The sequence below is a fragment of the Rhizobium hidalgonense genome (assembly GCF_005862185.2).
Taxonomy (GTDB): Bacteria; Pseudomonadota; Alphaproteobacteria; order Rhizobiales; family Rhizobiaceae; genus Rhizobium; species Rhizobium hidalgonense.
Genome location: NZ_CP054028.1, coordinates 845,044 through 861,926 on the forward strand (window position 1 = coordinate 845,044; position 16,883 = coordinate 861,926).

Below are 16,883 nucleotides of genomic sequence, written 5' to 3' on the forward strand. Positions count from 1 at the left end.
GACCAAGGCTGAAGCATTGGCGTAGTTTCAGGTTACGCCTATCGTAACGCTCTCGTTTTCCGTTTGACAGCCCCCTTGAGGCCCCCTTACCAATTTGTGCCAAGAGTGGACGGGAACCTGCTCGTACCGACCAAGCAAGGTCGGCCCAAAAACGCTAAACCGGGATGGAAGAAATGGCCGCAAAAATATTGACGCGGGCAGCGATCGGGCTGCTTGGCACGATTGCTATTCCTGCAATGGTCGCCGCACAGGAAACCCCGCTGACGATCGGAATGTCGACAACGCCGACGACGCTGGACCCTCATGAAGACAGTTCGGCGCCAAACAATGCGACTTCGCGCCATATCTGGGACAGCCTCATAAACCTCACGGGAACGTCGGCAAATGCGCCGGAGCTCGCCACCGAATGGAAGGTCGTCGACCCTACCCACTGGGAATTCAAGCTGCGGAAGGGCGTGAAATTCCATGACGGCAGCGAGTTCAACGCCGATGATGTCATCGCTTCGCTTCTGCGTGCCCGCGACAAGCCCAGCCAGAGTTTTGCCTCCTACACCCGCAATATTGTCAATGCCACGGCCACGGATCCCTATACCATCGTCGTCGAGACAAAGGTTCCGGATCCGATCCTGCTGAATTCCGTCAGCCGAATTCGAATTATCAGCGCCGATTGCAAGGAGGCGCCGGTCCAGGATTTCGACAACGGCAAATGTGCAATCGGAACCGGGGCCTATTCCTTCGTCTCCTATTCGCCAGGCAGCAACCTGACTTTGAAGCGCAATGACAGCTATTTTGCTGGCCCCTCGCACTGGTCGAACGTCACGCTGCGCTTCCTGCCCGATGACGGCGCCCGTCTGGCATCGCTTCTTTCCAACGAGATCGACATTGTCGAAACCCTCCCTGCCGATGGAATGGCACGCGTGGAAGCGAGCGACAATCTGCAAGTCATCAATGGCCTGTCGTCCCGCTTCGTTTATCTTGGCCTCGACGTCAGCCGCGATGTTTCGCCTTTCGTGAAGGCTGCCGGCGGCTCCGATCTCGACAAGAACCCGCTCAAGGATGGACGGGTGCGTCGCGCGATGCTGATGTCGATCAACCGGCCGGCAATCGTCGACCGCGTCATGCAGAAGAACGGCACGGTGGCCGACCAATTCGTCACCCAAGGCTATGCGGGCTATTCCGAAAAGGTCGAGAAGGTGGGCTATGATCCTGCTGCGGCGAAGGCGCTTTTGGCTGAGGCCGGTTATCCCGATGGCTTCAGCCTGACCCTGCATGGTCCCTCTGGCCGTTACGTCAAGGATGCCGAAGTTTTGCAGGCGGTCGGCCAGATGTTCACGCGCATCGGCATCAAATCGAAAGTCGAGGTCCTGCCCTGGTCGATGTATTCGGAAGCCTATTCAAAGGGCACCTACAGCACCTATTTCGGCTCCTGGGGTGTGAACACCGGCGAAACCACAAACCCGACCGTTGCGCTCGTCGCCACGCGCGACGAGAAAAAGGGGACCGGGAGATATAATGGCGGCGGCGTGTCCGATCCGAAGATCGACGAGGTGCTGGCCAAGGCCAGTTCGACGCTCGATGAAGCTGCACGTGCGCCCCTTCTCGAGGAACTGTCGACGGAAACTTTTAACAACCTCTGGCTTCTCCCGATGCATTACGAAAACATCGTGCTGGGTGCAAGGAAGACCGTGTCCTACACCCCGCGCGGCGACAAATATACGCTCGCTTACGACGTGAAGCCGGCGGACTAATGCATGTCGTCCAAAAGCGTGAAGCGGTTTTGGGACAAATAAAGATTTGAAGTTCGTCGCATCGATCCATTCGATGCGGCGCGGTTCAAAAAAGCTCCATTGGGCGGTATCAGGGCCGTCCCTTTCTTCATCTCCCAGGAGACATTCATGCAGGAACTTGGAACGGGCGAAGCCGTCGCCCGGGCGAAGGCCATCTATGACTATGGCCAGACGGCCATCTTCGCCTCTCGGGCCGATCCCCGCCTCCATATGGTGCTTTATGTGCCGCCGACGGCGGCAGACGGCCGCAAGCTCGACCTCCTGGTCGCGGTCCACGGGACCGGGCGCACATCGGCCATCGACTTCCGCGACGGTTTTGCCGAATTCGGACTCTATAACGGCTGTGCCATCCTTTGCCCGATCTTCCCGGTTGGCGTTCTCGGCGATGGTGCGCGTTCCGGCTACAAGTTTCTTGAGGAAGGCGACATCCGTTACGATCAGGTCGTCCTGGCCATGGTTGCGGAGATGGCCGACAAATACCGCCAGGACTGGTCCAAATTCGCCATGTTCGGCTTCTCCGGCGGCGGGCATTTCGTGCACCGTTTCGCCATCCTGCATCCGGAGAAGCTATGGGCGGCATCGATCGGCGCACCTGGTTCCGTCACCCTTCTGGATCCGACGCGTGACTGGTGGGTCGGCATTCGCGATCTGGAGGCGCGCTTCGGCAAGGCCTTCCGGCCCGAAGATCTCGCCAAGGTGCCGGTGCACATGATCGTCGGCGACGCCGATCTGGAGACTTGGGAAATCACCCACAAGCCGGGTGGGAAATATTATATGGACGGCGCAAACGAAGCCGGCAAAACTCGGCCCGAGCGCCTTGCCACCCTGGCGAGCTCATTCCGCAAAGCGGGTGTCGATGTGACATTCGATCGTGTTCCGGGCGTCTCGCATGACCGGATGAAGGTTCTCGGTCACGTCAAGGCCTTCCTGGCAAAGGTGCTGGAGGGCCGTCGCGCAAAATGAGAAATGCAACGATCGTGGCGCCTCAGCCGGAGGCAGTCGAAGCCGGCGCGGAAGTTCTCGAACGCGGCGGCAACGCCATCGACGCAGCGCTCGCCTGTGCCTTCGTCCAGGGCGTGGTCGACCCGCAGATGGCCGGCATCGGCGGCTTCGGCTCCATGCATGTCTACATGCCGAAAAAGGGCGTGCACGAGATCCTCGAATTTTATGCGCGCGCGCCGTTGAAGGCTGCGCCGGACATGTGGCTCGACAAGATCAAGCACCAGAGCCGCGACGGCTTCGGCTATGTCCTTGAAGGAAATATATCCGATATCGGCTACCTTGCCGTCTGCACTCCCGGCTCGCTCAAGGGTTATGAGACCGCGCTACGCGATTACGGCACCTTCGATTGGGCCGATCTCATCAAGCCGGCCATTCGCCTTGCCCGTAATGGTTTCATGATCCGAAACCACATGTATTGGTATTGGGCCAAGGACCAGTCGAATGACGGTTTTGCCAACACGCTCGACAAGCTGCGCTTTTCTGCAACGGGACGGCGAACCTATTTCCACGACGACGGCACGCTCAAGAATGTCGGCGACCTGCTCTTCAATAAGGACATGGCAGAGACCCTCGAACGTATCGCCCGAAGCGGCGGCGCTGACATCTTCTATCACGGCGAACTGGCCGAACAGATCGCCGGCGATTTCAAGGCAAACGGCGGCTTGATTGATCGGGAGGATCTGGCGCGTTACCGATTGTCGAAGGTAGAGCCGGTTTGGGGCGACTACCGCGACAACCGCATCGCTACCTCCCCTCCGCCAGGCTCGGGCTTCCCGATGCTGGAACTCTTGCATATCATGGAGCAGTTCGATGTCTGCTCGCTGCAGCATGGCAGCGCCGAACATGTCCGCATCCTATTCGAAGCCATGAAGCGGATGACGATCGACAAGGACGCGCATATGGGCGATCCCGCCTATGTCGACGTGCCCTATGAAAAGCTGCTGTCGAAAGAGCATGCAAAGGCCCATGCCCGCGCGATCAAGGCGGGCGAGATCGCCAGTGTTTCGCGTCTTGATAGCTCGCAGCGCGACACCACCCACATCTCGGTGATCGACAAGGACGGCAATGCAGTCGCCATGACCCACACCCTCGGCAGTCCCTCGGGCGCAATCACCGACGGCCTCGGCTTCATGTACAATGGCACGATGAGCCGCTTTAATCCGCTTCCCGGCAAGCCCGGCTCGATCGCGCCCGGCAAGCGGCGTCCCAGCTCGGCGGCACCGACGATCGTCTTCAAGGGCGACGAGCCCAGCATCGTCATCGGAGCGCCAGGCGGCAGCTATATCGCGCCGGCCGTTGCGCAATGCCTGATGAACATGATCGATTTCGACATGTCCGTGCTCGAAGCCGTCTCGGCGCCAAGGATCGTAGGCGTGTCAAACACGATCGACATCTGCAATCGCATTCGCCACTCTGTCGAAGACGAGTTGCGGGCGCAGGGCTACCAGGTGGCGCGGTCGCCGCAGACATATGCGTTCGCCGCAGTCCACGCGATTAAGATTGACGGCGGCATCTCGAAAGGCGCGGCCGACCCGCAACGTGACGGGATGGCGATCTCCGTCGCTTAAAGCATGTCGCGCAAAAGTGTGCAGCGGTTTTGCGACAACGACATGCGTAGATTTAAGGTGTTACAGCGTCCTTTGCGGCTCTCGAAAAGATGCGCGGCGCTGGGAGAGGTTCAATGGTCACATCCATTATCAGGCGGTTGCTTCAGGCGTTGTTCGTCGTTGTCGCGATGACGATCATTGTCTTCATCGGCGTCAATGTGATCGGCAACCCAGTCGACATCCTCATCAACCCGGACGCCAATCAGGCGGAGCGGGCTCTCGTTATCGCCCATTACGGCCTGGATCAGCCGCTGTGGAAACAATATTTGCTGTTTCTCCAAGGACTTCTGCACGGGGACTTCGGCAACAGCTTCGTTTATGGCCGGCCGGCGCTGGGTCTGATCCTCGAACGTCTCCCCGCAACACTCGAGCTGGCGATCACGGCTCTCGGCATCGCGCTGCTGTTCGGTCTTCCGCTTGGGCTGTATGCAGGGCTCTACCCCAATCGGATCTCCTCCAAGCTCATCATGAGCGGCTCGATTCTGGGCTTCTCGCTTCCGACCTTCTGGGTTGGTCTGATGCTGATCATGGTCTTTTCCGTCGAGCTTGGCTGGTTGCCGACGAACGGCCGCGGCCCGACGCAGGAGCTGTTTGGCGCACAATGGTCGTTTCTGACCGGGGATGGCATTCGGCACCTTTTATTGCCGGCCTTCAACCTGGCTCTGTTCAAGACGTCGCTCATTCTTCGGCTGACCCGCGCCGGCGTGCAGGAGGTCCTTCCTCAGGACTATGTGAAGTTCGCCCGCGCCAAGGGATTGCGAGAGCGGCGGATCATTTCCGTGCACGTTCTCAAGAACCTGATGATCCCGGTGGTGACCATCATCGGTCTCGAGTTCGGCTCACTCATCGCCTTTTCGGTCGTCACCGAAAGCATCTTTGCCTGGCCGGGCATGGGCAAGCTCATCATCGACTCGATCAACCTTCTCGATCGCCCGGTCATCGTCGCCTACCTGATGATGATGGTGCTGCTCTTCGTCGCCCTCAATTTCATCATCGATATCTGTTATACCCTTCTGGATCCGCGGGTCCGGCTGGAAGGAAAGGCTTGACCCCATGGCCGAACCACAAACGCAAGACACCAGTGCTCCAACGCCCGAACCCAGTCGCCTGTCGAAAGGGGTCACGGATTTCTTCAGCTCTCCGGCAGCCGCGATCGCCTTCCTCACGCTGGTGATCATCTGTTGCCTGGCGCTGTTTGCGCCATGGATCTCTCCGCAAAATCCCTATGATTTGATGCAGCTCGACATCATGGATGGACGACTGCCGCCGGGTTCCGAATCCATGACCGGGCTTGTCTATCACCTTGGCACCGACAGCCAGGGCCGCGATATCCTGTCCGGCATCCTCTATGGGCTGCGTACCTCGTTGCTGGTGGGCGTTCTGTCGGCTTTCGCTGCTGCCATCATCGGAACCTCAGCCGGATTGTTCGCCGCTTACGTGGGAGGGCGCACGGAAACCGCGATGATGCGGCTCGTCGACCTGCAGCTGTCGTTTCCCACCATATTGATGGCGCTCATGATGCTTGCCGTGCTCGGCAAGGGCGTGCCCAATGTCGTGATCGCACTGATCATCGCCGAGTGGGCGACCTATGCCCGAACCGTCCGCGGCACCGCTCTGGTCGAGCGCGAGAAGGAATATATCGAGGCGGCCCGGATGCTGCGCCTGCCCGGATGGCGTATCCTCTTCTGGCACCTGCTGCCGAACTGTCTTGCGCCCGTCATCGTCATCGCCACCATGCAGGTCGCCCGGGCAATCGGTCTTGAAGCAACCTTGTCCTTCCTCGGTCTTGGTGCCTCCGTGACCGAACCCTCGCTCGGCATGCTGATCTCGACAGGCTACCAGTATCTTCTGACCGGCCTCTACTGGATCAGCTTCTTCCCCGGCATTGCCCTTCTGGTCACGATAGCGGCGATCAATCTCGTCGGCGACCGGCTGCGCGATGTCCTCAACCCCAGGAACATATCATGACCCCGTTGCTGCAAGTGAGCAATCTCGTCACCGAATTCGGCGGCGGCAGGGGACGCCCCAGCCTTTGCGCCGTCAATGATGTGTCGTTCACGGTGGAGCGCGGCAAGGTCCTTGGTCTTGTGGGAGAATCCGGATCCGGAAAGTCGGTGACCGGCTTCTCGATCATGCGGCTCCTCGATAAGCCCGGCAGGGTTGCCGGCGGCCGGGTCATCTTCGATGGCGCCGATATCGCGAAATATTCTGACGAAGAGATGCGGCAGCTGCGCGGCAAGCGGATCGCCATGGTATTCCAGGATCCGATGATGACGCTCAATCCCGTCCTGACGGTCGGGACGCAGATGGTGGAAGCCGTCCAGGCACACGAGCGAGTCTCGAAGGATGCCGCCCGGCAGCGGGCGCGGGATGCTTTGGCGCTGGTCGGAATACCAAGCCCTGAAGAAAGGCTTGCCGCCTACCCGCATCAGTTTTCCGGCGGAATGCGCCAGCGTGTGGCGATTGCCATCGCGCTTCTTCATAAGCCGGACCTTATTATCGCCGATGAACCGACAACGGCGCTTGATGTGACGATCCAGAGCCAGATTATTTCCGAATTCCAGAAGCTCACCGAACAGGGAAATACGGCGGTGATCTGGATCACCCACGATCTGGCTATCGTCTCAAGATTGGCCGACGAGATCGCCGTCATGTATGCCGGCCGCCTCGTCGAGACCGGACCCGTGGGCAAGGTTCTGACCGATCCTCACCATCCCTACACGGCCGGTCTGATCGCGTCGGTTCCTTCGCAAAACAGACGCGGAGAGCCCCTTCACCAGATCCGCGGCATGACGCCGGCGATCAACCGCCTCCCACAGGGATGCAGTTTTCGTACGCGCTGCGATCGGGCAACCGACGGCTGCCTGGTCATGCCCGCGCTCATGCCGGAAGGCGATCGCTCCTTCCGTTGCATTCATCCCGTAACGAAAGAGGTAGCATGATGACGGCGACCGCCGCGCCCCTGATTGAAGCGAGGAACGTGTCGCAGCGCTTCGGAGCCAAACCCGATCTCGCCGCCAAGATCGCGCTCAAGCTCAAATTGGCTAAGCCGGCGCCTGTCGTTCACGCGCTTGATAATGTCAGCCTCAGCATTCGGCCCGGAGAGGTTGTCGGCCTTGTCGGCGAAAGCGGCTGCGGGAAGTCGACGCTCGGCCGCGCCATTGCAGGGATCACCTCGCCAAGCCAGGGCCACATTCTCTGGAAGGGGATGGACCGAAGCGCCATGTCGAAAGGTGAGCAGCATCAGTTCGGTCTCGCCAGCCAGATGATTTTCCAGAACCCGATGGCGGCTCTCAATCCGCGCATGACCGTCGAGCAGCTTATCTGGGAGGCGCCTCGAACGCATGGGCTTGCCCGCTCGACGGAACGCGACGCCTATGTCGACAAATATTTGATGCTGGCCGGTTTCGACCCGGCCATGAAAAAGCGATACCCGCACCAGTTTTCCGGTGGCCAGCGGCAGCGCGTCAATATTGCGCGCGCGCTCGCCGTGCAGCCGAAATTCCTCGTCTGTGACGAAAGCGTCGCCGCACTCGACGTTTCCATTCAGGCCCAGGTGATCAACCTGTTCATGGAACTTCGTGACAAGCTCGACCTGACCTATTTGTTCGTCAGCCATGATCTCGGCGTTGTGGAACATATTTCCGATCGCGTTGCGATCATGTATCTTGGCCGCATCGTCGAAGAGGCGCCCGTCGAGGAGGTTTTCAGGCGGCCCAATCATCCTTACACGAAAGCGCTGTTGGCCGAGGTGCCGCGCATCGAACACGGCAAGCAACAGTTCAAGCCCGTCGATGGCGAACTGCCCAGCCCGATAAACCCGCCGACAGGCTGCCACTTCCATCCGAGATGCCCATTTGCGATGGACCGCTGTCATATGGAAGTGCCGGTGAGAAAGGAAATTGCACCGGGGCACCTGTCGGCTTGCCACCTCAACGATGAATGATCTCAAACGACAAGATCGCTGATTGCTTCAGGCCTAACGTCACCCCTGTTCTAATGTGCATGAGCGCCGCCCGGGCGGGACACTTTTTTCAATCCGGCTCCCGCTGCAGCAGTGTCCGCCAGCGACGCATCGCCGAGCGAGATGACGCCGGTAAGCCGTTTGTCACGATTGACGACGGGAAGGCGGCGGACCTGGACCTGCCCCATATTGCGGGTCACGTCGTCGAGATCTTCGTCTTCGAAACAATATTTGACATCGCGCGACATGACTTCGCGCACCTTTGCATCGCCCCCGAGTCCGTCGGCAAGCCCGCGCACGACGAGATCGCGGTCCGTGATGGTTCCGACGAGCCGGTCGTTGTCGCCGACCGGCAGAAAGCCGATCTGCCTGTCGGCCATGCATCTCGCGATCTCGGCTATCGTCTGATTAGGGTTAGCGATTTCTACATCGCGCGACATAATCTCTGACACTTTCATGGTCTTTCCTCCTGCCTTTTGCGGTTAGTGGACGTCGAATGTTCCGGTGAGAGTCGTTTCCGTAACGGTGTGGTTGCGGCTCCTGCCACTCTCTCGATGGGGCCTCCAATGGCGCATATCCGGATCCGGCCAGGGCGCCTGGACTTCTGCCGCCAGTCCGTGGCGCACTTTCGGCATCTCGCCCGGATCGATAGAGTGGGAAAGCACCCGGAAAACCGACCGCACCGCCTCCTTCGCGTCTACCGGACGCGTCGATGAAAGCTCGTCGTTCACCTGCTCCAGGAACTCATCCAGGGAACGGGAGCGGACGTTGAAAGGATCGTATCGATCGCAATAGGCGCCGCGCGCAAGGAGGGGCAGCTGCGCAGCCGGCAGACGATCTCGCAGCGTATGAAAAACCGCGCCGAGTACATGCCAGACGAGTTGCCTTTCAGGTCCCTGCTCGGCCATCAGATCGTCGTACCGCATATTTGTGGTTTCCAGCATCTTATCGAAGACGGCGACACCCCAAGCGCTCATGGCTCCACCCCCCATGATGATGCTTTGAATCTATCAAACCAGTCAGGGAGACGAAAGTTCCAGAAGCCATCGTTAAATGCTCCGGCCGCATCGTCAGGAATCCGACGTGCCCTCCTCCTCCACGAATATCCCCCAAGCGGCGATGAAGAGAGCGGCTATCAACGGGCCGATCACGAAACCATTGATGCCTACGAGAGAAATGCCGCCAATGGTGGAAATGAGGACAACATAGTCGGGAAGCTTGGTCTCCCTGCCAACCAAGAATGGCCTAAGAAGATTATCGACAAGACCAATGACGAGGCCGCCGACGGCAACCAGCACAATCGCCTTTACCCAAAAGCCGGCCAGGGCCAGGTAAATGGCCGTGGGCACCCAGATCAATGCGGCGCCGACCGCAGGCAGCAGCGACAGGAAGCTCATCAGCACGCCCCACAGCAGGGCTGGCTCGACGCCGAGGGCCCAGAAGGCAATGCCGCCAATCGAACCCTGGATGATGGCGATGATAATATTGCCTCGCACGGTCGCGTGAACGACCGAAGTGAATTTGGAGGTGAAGCGAAGGGTATGAGAATCGCTGAGAGGCAGCGCTCTTCTGATGGCGCGGGCAAGGGCGCGCCCGTCCCGGAACATGAAGAACAGGAGATAGAGCATCACGCCGAAGGTGACGAAGAACCGTAGGGTGTTCTGACCGAGGCTCAAGGCGCGTCCGGCAAAAAAACTGCCGCCCTGCATCAATGCCGAGGAAACGCGATCCTGAAACGTGTCGACGCCGTTCAGCTCGATGCTCCGGAGCCAGTCGCGAAGGAACAAGGGCAATGCTTCCTGCAGGTTATGTATAAAGCTCCGGACGTCGATCTCGCCAGTGTCCATACGTTGGTAGAGATGGTTGCCCTGCTGGACGAGTGAACTGAGGACGATCAGCCCGGGAATGATAACGACGCAGAGACAGATCAACACAGACAGCGCCGCAGCAAGGTTTCCCCGACCACCCAGCCGAGCCTCTATACGGGCGTGAAGCGGGAAGAAGATGATAGCGAGGACGACTGCCCAGAATATCGCCGAATAGAACGGTAGCACGACGGCGACGAACGCAATGGTCACGAGTACCAGAAGCACATAGAAACTGACACGCTGACGGAGCATTCGATCTTTCCGCTTCGAGACCGCGATGATGGTAGCACAGATAAGGCGGCAACGCTGGGCCTGCCTTCCATCCTACTCCAACGGCTCATTGCCGTAGGCGCCGTCCCGCAACCGGCCGGAACTTCTTCTTCTGATTTTTGTTATGCGGTTCATGTCAGCGAAGCCACTCCAGCCGACGCTCGGAACAACGATTCACGTTGGAGATCAGGATGTTCACATCCTTGACGGTGGCAACTCACACGGCATTCCAGTCGTCCTCCTGCATGGCTGCGGCAGCCTTGCGCAGGAAATTTTGCTTCCCTTCGACAACAGCGATTTCCGGATCATTGCACCCGATCGGCCTGGCTATGGACTGAGCACGCCGCTTGCACCGGCTGAACGTGGACCTGAGGGACAGTCCTTCTGGCTTGAACGCCTTCTCGCGTCTCTTGACCTGCCGGAGGTGAGGATCGTGGCGCACTCGATCGGCAGCGCAGCGGCGTTACACCTTGCTGCAAGAAGACCAGACCTCGTCAGCGGACTTTTTCTCATTTCCCCATGTTGCGCGCCTATGCCATCGAGGCCATTGATTGTGCTTAGATCGGCGGTCGCTCCGGTGGTCGGGCCGTTGATCCGCCAGCACGTCATCAGCCGGTGGCCAGCATTCTTTCTTGATCGAGGTCTGAGGTCGTCCTCTTTTCCCAATCCCCTGCCTTCTCATCTCTCGTGCCTGCCGGCCTCTCAAGTGATCAATCCCATTGCCATCCGCACGATGGCAGACGAGTTGCGCGCCTTCAACCGAGACATGGAGCGCCTTCCAGATCTGCGTGGCGATCTTCCCCTGCACGTTCTATTCGGGATGGCGGATCGCGTGATTTCACCGAACTGGCATATTGATTGGCTTTGCAGGAAGCATCCGGGGCCGATTGTCAGATTGCTGGAAGGTGTCGGGCATTTGCCCCATCATGTGATCCCTGGCGTTGCGCGAGAGATGCTTTGTGATCTTGTGGAGGCATTCGCACAAGAAACGGAACTGCCGCGTGTGAGGAGCATCGGCTTACAGGCGGTTGCGGAAAGAGACATGCCGATTTCAGAGGAGACGAATGCCCGGCCCTTTAACTCGAGCGCCGTGGTATTCCAGAGTAACGATGGGGCAATACCAGACACAGGAGGCCCGTGACCCGATCTGCGCCTTAGGGAGGAGATGATTTTTCTGTTGTGGCAAATGAAAAATCTGCTTTACTGACGCTTCGCTGCTTGGCTTTAAGGGGGATATTGCCGATGCCGTGGACTCGCAGAAATATTGTGCTGGGTGGTTTGGCGTTACTTGGCGCCGGTGCGGTCGCGAAACCGGCCTTCGCTGCGGCGTCCTCCTGTTTCGACGGAACCATCGTCGACAACGGCGTGACGTTCCGAAGGACCAACTTCACCAAGATCGACAAGAAGTGGCACCGCCAGGTTGTCAAATATTTCAGCAGCGAGCCGATCGGCACCGTCGTCGTCGATACCAGGCATCACTTTCTCTACGTGATCATGGAGAACAAGACGGCCATTCGCTATGGCGTCGGCGTCGGCCGCGAGGGGTTCAAATGGTTTGGCCGCGCCACGATCGACGCCAAATCGCTTTGGCCGCGCTGGACGCCGCCTCCCGAGATGCGCAAGCGCCATCCCGAACTGCCCGAATTCGTGGAGGGAGGCTCACCGAAGAACCCGCTTGGCCCCCGCGCCATGTATCTGCATCGCGACGGCGTCGACACCGGCTATCGCTTCCACGGCACGCTTGAGCCATGGAGCATCGGCAAGGATGCTTCCAGCGGCTGTATCCGGATGTTCAACGAGGATGCCATCGACCTTTACCAGCGTTGCCCCATCGGCACGGCGGTACAGGTTCTGCCGCATATCGCCGACCAGGCCGAAAGCGCCACTCAGGTCAGCCAGACAACCCCGGTCGAATAAGGACGATCACCTGATGTCTGCTACAGCAGAATATACGAGGCGCCTTTTCGCCGCGGCCATGCTCCTGGCGCTTGCCGCCTGCTCCACCACCGAGATCGCTTCCCTGGAAGAACCGACGGCCGCGCCGATGACCGGCCAGACCAACGATCCAGCGCCTGGTTTCGAAAACGTCGCAGCGGGCAGCGAAGAGGATTTTATCCTCAATGTCGGCCGGCGGATCTACTTCAAGCAGGACTCCGCCACGCTCGATTCCGTAGCCATGGCAACCTTGGACAACCAGGCCAATTGGCTCAACAGGAACCCGTCTTGGCTCCTCAAGCTTCAGGGATTTGCCGATGATTCCGGTTCCGCATCCAAAATGGCGACGTTGTCGCAGAAGCGCGCCGACGCGGCGATGGCCTATCTCGCCTCGAAAGGCGTGGACGCCAAGCGCATGTGGGCCAAGGGTTACGGCAACGACCGCGAAGTCCGCGACTGCACCGAACGCTCCTGCAAGGTGCAGAACCGGCGCGTCGTCACCAATCTCCGCACCCAGCCCGACGCGGTCTGATCGCACGTCGAATGCGCCTCGTTTTAGAGCGGCCCGTCGTGAAGCCATGCGTGTTGCCCAATGCGGCCGACTCGATGGCACGGGGGATGAGGAACCCAGACCAGGGAAATCTTGCGCGAAGGGGCCGGCCACCCAGCCAGCCCCCTACAACGTCAAGGCCGTTTTTTTAGGATCGTGTTATCGGAACTGCGATTCCGGGGCGAAGCTTGCCCAGCAGCTTTGAAAGCGTTCGTTTTCCTGCGTCTTTCGCCCTGCTGCGACGTTTCCTGATTTCGACGGCAAGCGGCTTTTTCTGGGACTTCATCGAGAAGCGCTCCTTAAGCCACCTGGCGCTCGGCTTCAATCTGCAGAGGCGCCTGCTGAAAGGAACCGCCTCCAATGGCGATTTTGCGCGGCTTCATGGCTTCCGGCACCTCACGCTTCAGCGCGATCACGAGAATGCCGTTTGTCAGGGAGGCGTTCTCGACTCTGACGTGGTCAGCGAGTTCGAAGCGGCGTTCAAACGCGCGCCCGGCGATGCCACGATGCAGGTACTCGCCATCCTTTTCTTCGGACTTATGGCCTTTTACCACAAGCACGTTCCGCTCCTGCGCGATGTCGAGGTCGCCCTCGTCGAAACCGGCGACTGCCATCTGGATACGATAATCGTCTTCGCTCGTCTTGACGATGTCATAGGGTGGCCAAGCGTCGATCGCCTGCAGCCGCTGCGCATTGTTCAAGAGGTTGAAGACCCGGTCGAAGCCAATGCTGGACCGATAAAGGGGTGCGAAGTCAAGTTCGTTTCTCATAGCCATATCCTCCGTAAAGCAACATGGAGAGACGCGGGCAAAACCGCGCCTCCGGTCAGGTCGGCCCGCCTTTGCGCCGCCGACGAAAATCATCTGGTTTCGAGTTATTTTCGATTCAAGAGGAGGTTCAAAAAAAATTTGCCGTGGTCTCCAAGGACGGTTCGAGGACTATTGAACGCTGTTTTCCTTCACCTAAATCGGATGGTGACTGACGATGTTCGTCGCTTGTGTGGAAATTTCGGAAACGTTCTCATGGCCGACAATCACCACGACCATTCCTGATAATGTTGTCGAGCTCTCTGCCTCGCACATTCCACCTCTCCAAACGAGATTCTCGCCGCTGACATCCCTGCGCAGGAGAAGAGAGCGATCCTTGCGACTTGGGCTTCGGACTCTATTCGGTGGAGTCCGTTCCGGAATTTCGGCTGCCGCCCGGTAAACCGTCTCCGGTTCGTTATGCCGACATCCTCGTTGCGCTCAAAGCTCTGGATGGGGGGACGATCCGACAGACATCCTCGGTCGAGCGCGAGGCTTGTCGATGGAATCGGACGGACGGCCAGCCTAGCGGTTTATCCGATGAGGCTGGTCGCTTGATGCGAAGGCGAAAGCACATAAGCGGATGGCGACGGTAGGTCGATGATGAACCTGATATCCGCGGCATTCGCCGCCACGATCAGTTGGTAGTTGCCAGGTTCGGCACGGAAGGCGCCGCCCTCGACATCGAAATATGCCAGATCGCGCGGGCGAATCTTCATCACGGCCGTGCCGGTCTCGCCGGGCTGTAGCGAAAGCTTTGCGAAGGCGCGCAGCTCCTTGTCCGGCCGCTCCACCTTGGTCTTCGGCGAACTGATATAGAGCTGCACCAGTTCCGAGCCCGCCCGGTCGCCGATATTGGTGACATCGACGCTGACGGTCACGCCTTCAGGCCCCATTTCGTAAGATGAAAGCTTCGGCTCGCCCCAGCTGAAACGGGTATAGCCAAGGCCAAATCCGAAGGGAAAGAGCGGTTCGACGGCGCGTGTGTCGTGGTGACGGTAACCGACGAAGACACCTTCTTCGTAGTGTACATGACCGTCCTTGCCGGGATACACGGCGGCATCGCCTGTGATGGCGGAATTGTCGGCCAGCGCCTTCGGGAAGGTCTGCGGCAGGCGCCCGCCGGGCTCGACATCGCCGAACAGCACGTCGGCGACGGCATTGCCAAGTTCCTGGCCGGGATACCAGACCTGCATCACTGCGCGGACCTTGCCGAGCCAGGGCATTTCCACAGGGCCGCCGGTCTGCAGCACGACGACGGTATTGGCATTGGCGGCGGCCACCCGCTCGATCAATTCCTCCTGCCGGCCCGGAAGCCGCATGTCGGGCAGATCAAGTCCCTCGGCATCCCATTCACCGTCGCGACCGACGAAGAGAAGCGCCACATCGGCATTGCGAGCCGTCTCGACGGCCGCCGCGATATCGGCCTCGCCGAGCGGCTTTTCAACACCGAAACGAACGGCGATAAGGTTGATGCCCTCCCCGTTCGCGGTGGACGGCTCATATTCGACGGTGACCGCATAAGCCTTGCCGGCTTCGAGCCTGGCCGCGCCGCGCTGCTCGGCATTGGCGGTGCCGAAATAGTTTTCGCCGCGCGTCCAGCCGTCATGGCCGTCAACCGTCAGCGCACCGTCTACGAAGAGCCGCGCCAGACCGGCATTGGTCATGCCGAAGACATGATCGCCGCTCTCCTCGGGCACGAATTGCATGGTCATCCTCGCCGAAAAATGGGCGGGATCGAGATCGCCCGACGGCAGCTCGAACCAGAAGAACTCGCCCTTTTCGACGGTCTCGACATGCAGCGGATGGCCCTTGCAGCCGCGACCCTTGAAATATTCGACCGTGATCTTTCCCTTGAACACGTCGATCAGCCGGTTATGGCGGCAGCCGACCGCATGGCTGATGCTTTTGGCATTGGCAAGGGCGGCGCGAATGCCTTCGAGCGGGCTCACCGTATAATGCGCCGCGATCTGGGCGCTGCCGCCGCCCATGACGCGCGCGGTGGCGGCATTCGGTCCGATGACGGCAATACGGTCGAGCGAGGTCTTGGCAAGCGGCAGGATGCTGTCGTTCTTGAGGAGGACCGCGCCCTCCGCGCCGAGGCGCCGGATCAGCGCCCGGTCTTCCGGCAGGTCGATTGCCCGCTCGGTGAGGGCAGGCGTCTTCTCGAATGCGCCGACCCTTTCGAGCAGAAGCAGCATGCGCCGCGCCGCCGCCTTCACCGTCGCAGCCTCGACCTTGCCCTCGCGCACGGCGGCAACCAGTTTCTCGCCGCGATCACGCGCCGGACCCGGCATTTCGAGATCGAGACCGGCATTGATCGTCTCAGCCGTCGAATGCGAGCCGAACCAGTCGGACATGACGATACCGTCGAAACCCCATTCCTGACGCAGCACCTTGGTCAGCAGCCAGTAATGTTCGCTGGTATAGGTGCCGTTGAGACGGTTATAGGAGGACATGACGGCCATGACGCTGGCGCGGCGGACGGCCTGTTCGAAGGGCGGCAGGTAGATTTCGCGCAGCGTCCGCTCGTCGATATCGGACGACATGGTCTGCCGCTCGATCTCGGATTCGTTGCCGGCGAAGTGCTTGATCGTCGCCGCGATCCCCTCGCCCTGCACGCCGTCGATATAGGCGACGGCAAGCTCCGCGGTCAGCATCGGATCTTCGGAATAACATTCGAAATTGCGACCATTGAGACCGGAGCGATGAATGTTTACCGTCGGCGCCAGCAGCACGGCGGCACCTTTGCTCTTTGCCTGTCGCGCTAGGGCTGCGCCCATTTGGCCGACGAGTTCAGGGTTCCAGGTGGCGCCGAGCGCGATGCCGACGGGAAAGCAGGTCGCCTTTACGCCGGCGACCAGCGAGCCGGCACCGCGCGCGCCGTTCGGCCCGTCCGTCACCTTGATCTTCGGCACACCGAGACGCTCGACGGGAACCGTCGTCCAGAAATCGGCGCCGGATAGCAGGGAGACCTGCTCCTCGAGCGTCATCTGGTCGAGAATGGAATCGATCATGCAAACCTCCCAAGGAAAACCTTAAACCTACCGATTACTCGGTAATTTTAAGATGTCAATCGGGCAGGCGTGATGTA

General features: G+C 59.8%; 14 protein-coding genes and 1 pseudogene. 10 read left to right on the forward strand and 5 right to left on the reverse strand.

The window, feature by feature from the left end; translation table 11 throughout:
* Nucleotides 1–173 precede the first annotated feature (173 nt).
* The 7 genes from FFM81_RS25215 (at nt 174) to FFM81_RS25245 (ending at nt 8,342) form a co-directional block, all read left to right on the forward strand.
* The gene (locus tag FFM81_RS25215) at nt 174–1,748 is read left to right on the forward strand and encodes an ABC transporter substrate-binding protein (RefSeq protein ID WP_138386015.1); all 1,575 of its coding nucleotides are present in this window, start codon (nt 174–176) and stop codon (nt 1,746–1,748) included.
* 147 nt (nt 1,749–1,895) lie between these two features.
* Complete coding sequence (locus FFM81_RS25220; RefSeq protein ID WP_025418574.1) at nt 1,896–2,750, forward strand: alpha/beta hydrolase; 855 nt, start codon at nt 1,896–1,898, stop codon at nt 2,748–2,750.
* A complete protein-coding gene (ggt, locus tag FFM81_RS25225; RefSeq protein ID WP_003568646.1) occupies nt 2,747–4,357 on the forward strand; it encodes a gamma-glutamyltransferase in 1,611 nt (536 codons plus the stop codon). Before FFM81_RS25220 ends, ggt begins: the two co-directional genes overlap by 4 nt.
* A gap of 113 nt (nt 4,358–4,470) precedes the next feature.
* Nucleotides 4,471–5,445, forward strand: a complete 975-nt coding sequence (locus FFM81_RS25230; protein ID WP_003568645.1) for an ABC transporter permease — start codon at nt 4,471–4,473, stop codon at nt 5,443–5,445.
* Nucleotides 5,446–5,449: 4 nt separating this feature from the next.
* Nucleotides 5,450–6,364 (forward strand): ABC transporter permease, encoded by a 915-nt coding sequence (locus FFM81_RS25235; protein WP_003568644.1) that lies wholly within the window; start codon nt 5,450–5,452, stop codon nt 6,362–6,364.
* Nucleotides 6,361–7,338, forward strand: coding sequence for an ABC transporter ATP-binding protein (locus FFM81_RS25240; protein ID WP_003568643.1), 978 nt, complete (start codon nt 6,361–6,363; stop codon nt 7,336–7,338). The genes FFM81_RS25235 and FFM81_RS25240 overlap by 4 nt, the downstream gene beginning before the upstream one ends.
* Complete coding sequence (locus tag FFM81_RS25245) at nt 7,338–8,342, forward strand: ABC transporter ATP-binding protein (protein ID WP_003568642.1); 1,005 nt, start codon at nt 7,338–7,340, stop codon at nt 8,340–8,342. Before FFM81_RS25240 ends, FFM81_RS25245 begins: the two co-directional genes overlap by 1 nt.
* A 50-nt stretch (nt 8,343–8,392) precedes the next feature.
* Here FFM81_RS25245 and FFM81_RS25250 read toward each other — a convergent pair whose 3' ends face one another.
* From FFM81_RS25250 to FFM81_RS25260, 3 genes are all read right to left on the reverse strand, one after another.
* Nucleotides 8,393–8,818: a CBS domain-containing protein gene (locus FFM81_RS25250; protein WP_003568641.1), complete on the reverse strand. Its 426-nt coding sequence runs from the start codon at nt 8,816–8,818 to the stop codon at nt 8,393–8,395.
* Between the two features lie 24 nt (nt 8,819–8,842).
* Entirely contained in the window at nt 8,843–9,286 is a 444-nt protein-coding gene (locus FFM81_RS25255) for a DUF2267 domain-containing protein (RefSeq protein WP_246401237.1), read from the reverse strand.
* A gap of 144 nt (nt 9,287–9,430) precedes the next feature.
* A complete protein-coding gene (locus FFM81_RS25260; protein ID WP_003568639.1) occupies nt 9,431–10,480 on the reverse strand; it encodes an AI-2E family transporter in 1,050 nt (349 codons plus the stop codon).
* Nucleotides 10,481–10,622: 142 nt separating this feature from the next.
* Here FFM81_RS25260 and FFM81_RS25265 point away from each other — a divergent pair.
* The 3 genes and pseudogenes from FFM81_RS25265 (at nt 10,623) to FFM81_RS25275 (ending at nt 12,965) form a co-directional block, all read left to right on the forward strand.
* Nucleotides 10,623–11,578 (forward strand): annotated as a pseudogene (locus FFM81_RS25265) (alpha/beta fold hydrolase).
* A 162-nt stretch (nt 11,579–11,740) separates the two neighbouring features.
* The gene (locus FFM81_RS25270; RefSeq protein WP_138386013.1) at nt 11,741–12,415 is read left to right on the forward strand and encodes a L,D-transpeptidase; all 675 of its coding nucleotides are present in this window, start codon (nt 11,741–11,743) and stop codon (nt 12,413–12,415) included.
* Between the two features lie 13 nt (nt 12,416–12,428).
* Nucleotides 12,429–12,965 carry an OmpA family protein gene (locus tag FFM81_RS25275; protein WP_138386012.1) on the forward strand — a complete coding sequence of 179 codons (537 nt, stop codon included), beginning with the start codon at nt 12,429–12,431 and terminating at the stop codon, nt 12,963–12,965.
* Between the two features lie 317 nt (nt 12,966–13,282).
* On the opposite strand, the gene FFM81_RS25280 is transcribed toward FFM81_RS25275, so the two are convergent.
* Both FFM81_RS25280 and FFM81_RS25285 read right to left on the reverse strand, forming a co-directional pair.
* A complete protein-coding gene (locus FFM81_RS25280; protein WP_138386080.1) occupies nt 13,283–13,753 on the reverse strand; it encodes an Hsp20 family protein in 471 nt (156 codons plus the stop codon).
* 569 nt (nt 13,754–14,322) lie between these two features.
* Entirely contained in the window at nt 14,323–16,806 is a 2,484-nt protein-coding gene (locus FFM81_RS25285; protein ID WP_138386011.1) for a beta-glucosidase, read from the reverse strand.
* Nucleotides 16,807–16,883 lie beyond the last annotated feature (77 nt).

Excerpts from the sequence above, each read along its gene's own strand:
- FFM81_RS25215 (WP_138386015.1), top strand. The coding sequence starts at position 174 with ATGGCCGCAAAAATATTGACGCGGGCAGCGATCGGGCTGCTTGGCACG.
- FFM81_RS25220 (WP_025418574.1), top strand. The coding sequence starts at position 1,896 with ATGCAGGAACTTGGAACGGGCGAAGCCGTCGCCCGGGCGAAGGCCATC.
- ggt (WP_003568646.1), top strand. The coding sequence starts at position 2,747 with ATGAGAAATGCAACGATCGTGGCGCCTCAGCCGGAGGCAGTCGAAGCC.
- FFM81_RS25230 (WP_003568645.1), top strand. The coding sequence starts at position 4,471 with ATGGTCACATCCATTATCAGGCGGTTGCTTCAGGCGTTGTTCGTCGTT.
- FFM81_RS25235 (WP_003568644.1), top strand. The coding sequence starts at position 5,450 with ATGGCCGAACCACAAACGCAAGACACCAGTGCTCCAACGCCCGAACCC.
- FFM81_RS25240 (WP_003568643.1), top strand. The coding sequence starts at position 6,361 with ATGACCCCGTTGCTGCAAGTGAGCAATCTCGTCACCGAATTCGGCGGC.
- FFM81_RS25245 (WP_003568642.1), top strand. The coding sequence starts at position 7,338 with ATGACGGCGACCGCCGCGCCCCTGATTGAAGCGAGGAACGTGTCGCAG.
- FFM81_RS25250 (WP_003568641.1), bottom strand. The coding sequence starts at position 8,818 with ATGAAAGTGTCAGAGATTATGTCGCGCGATGTAGAAATCGCTAACCCT.
- FFM81_RS25255 (WP_246401237.1), bottom strand. The coding sequence starts at position 9,286 with ATGCGGTACGACGATCTGATGGCCGAGCAGGGACCTGAAAGGCAACTC.
- FFM81_RS25260 (WP_003568639.1), bottom strand. The coding sequence starts at position 10,480 with ATGCTCCGTCAGCGTGTCAGTTTCTATGTGCTTCTGGTACTCGTGACC.
- FFM81_RS25270 (WP_138386013.1), top strand. The coding sequence starts at position 11,741 with ATGCCGTGGACTCGCAGAAATATTGTGCTGGGTGGTTTGGCGTTACTT.
- FFM81_RS25275 (WP_138386012.1), top strand. The coding sequence starts at position 12,429 with ATGTCTGCTACAGCAGAATATACGAGGCGCCTTTTCGCCGCGGCCATG.
- FFM81_RS25280 (WP_138386080.1), bottom strand. The coding sequence starts at position 13,753 with ATGAGAAACGAACTTGACTTCGCACCCCTTTATCGGTCCAGCATTGGC.
- FFM81_RS25285 (WP_138386011.1), bottom strand. The coding sequence starts at position 16,806 with ATGATCGATTCCATTCTCGACCAGATGACGCTCGAGGAGCAGGTCTCC.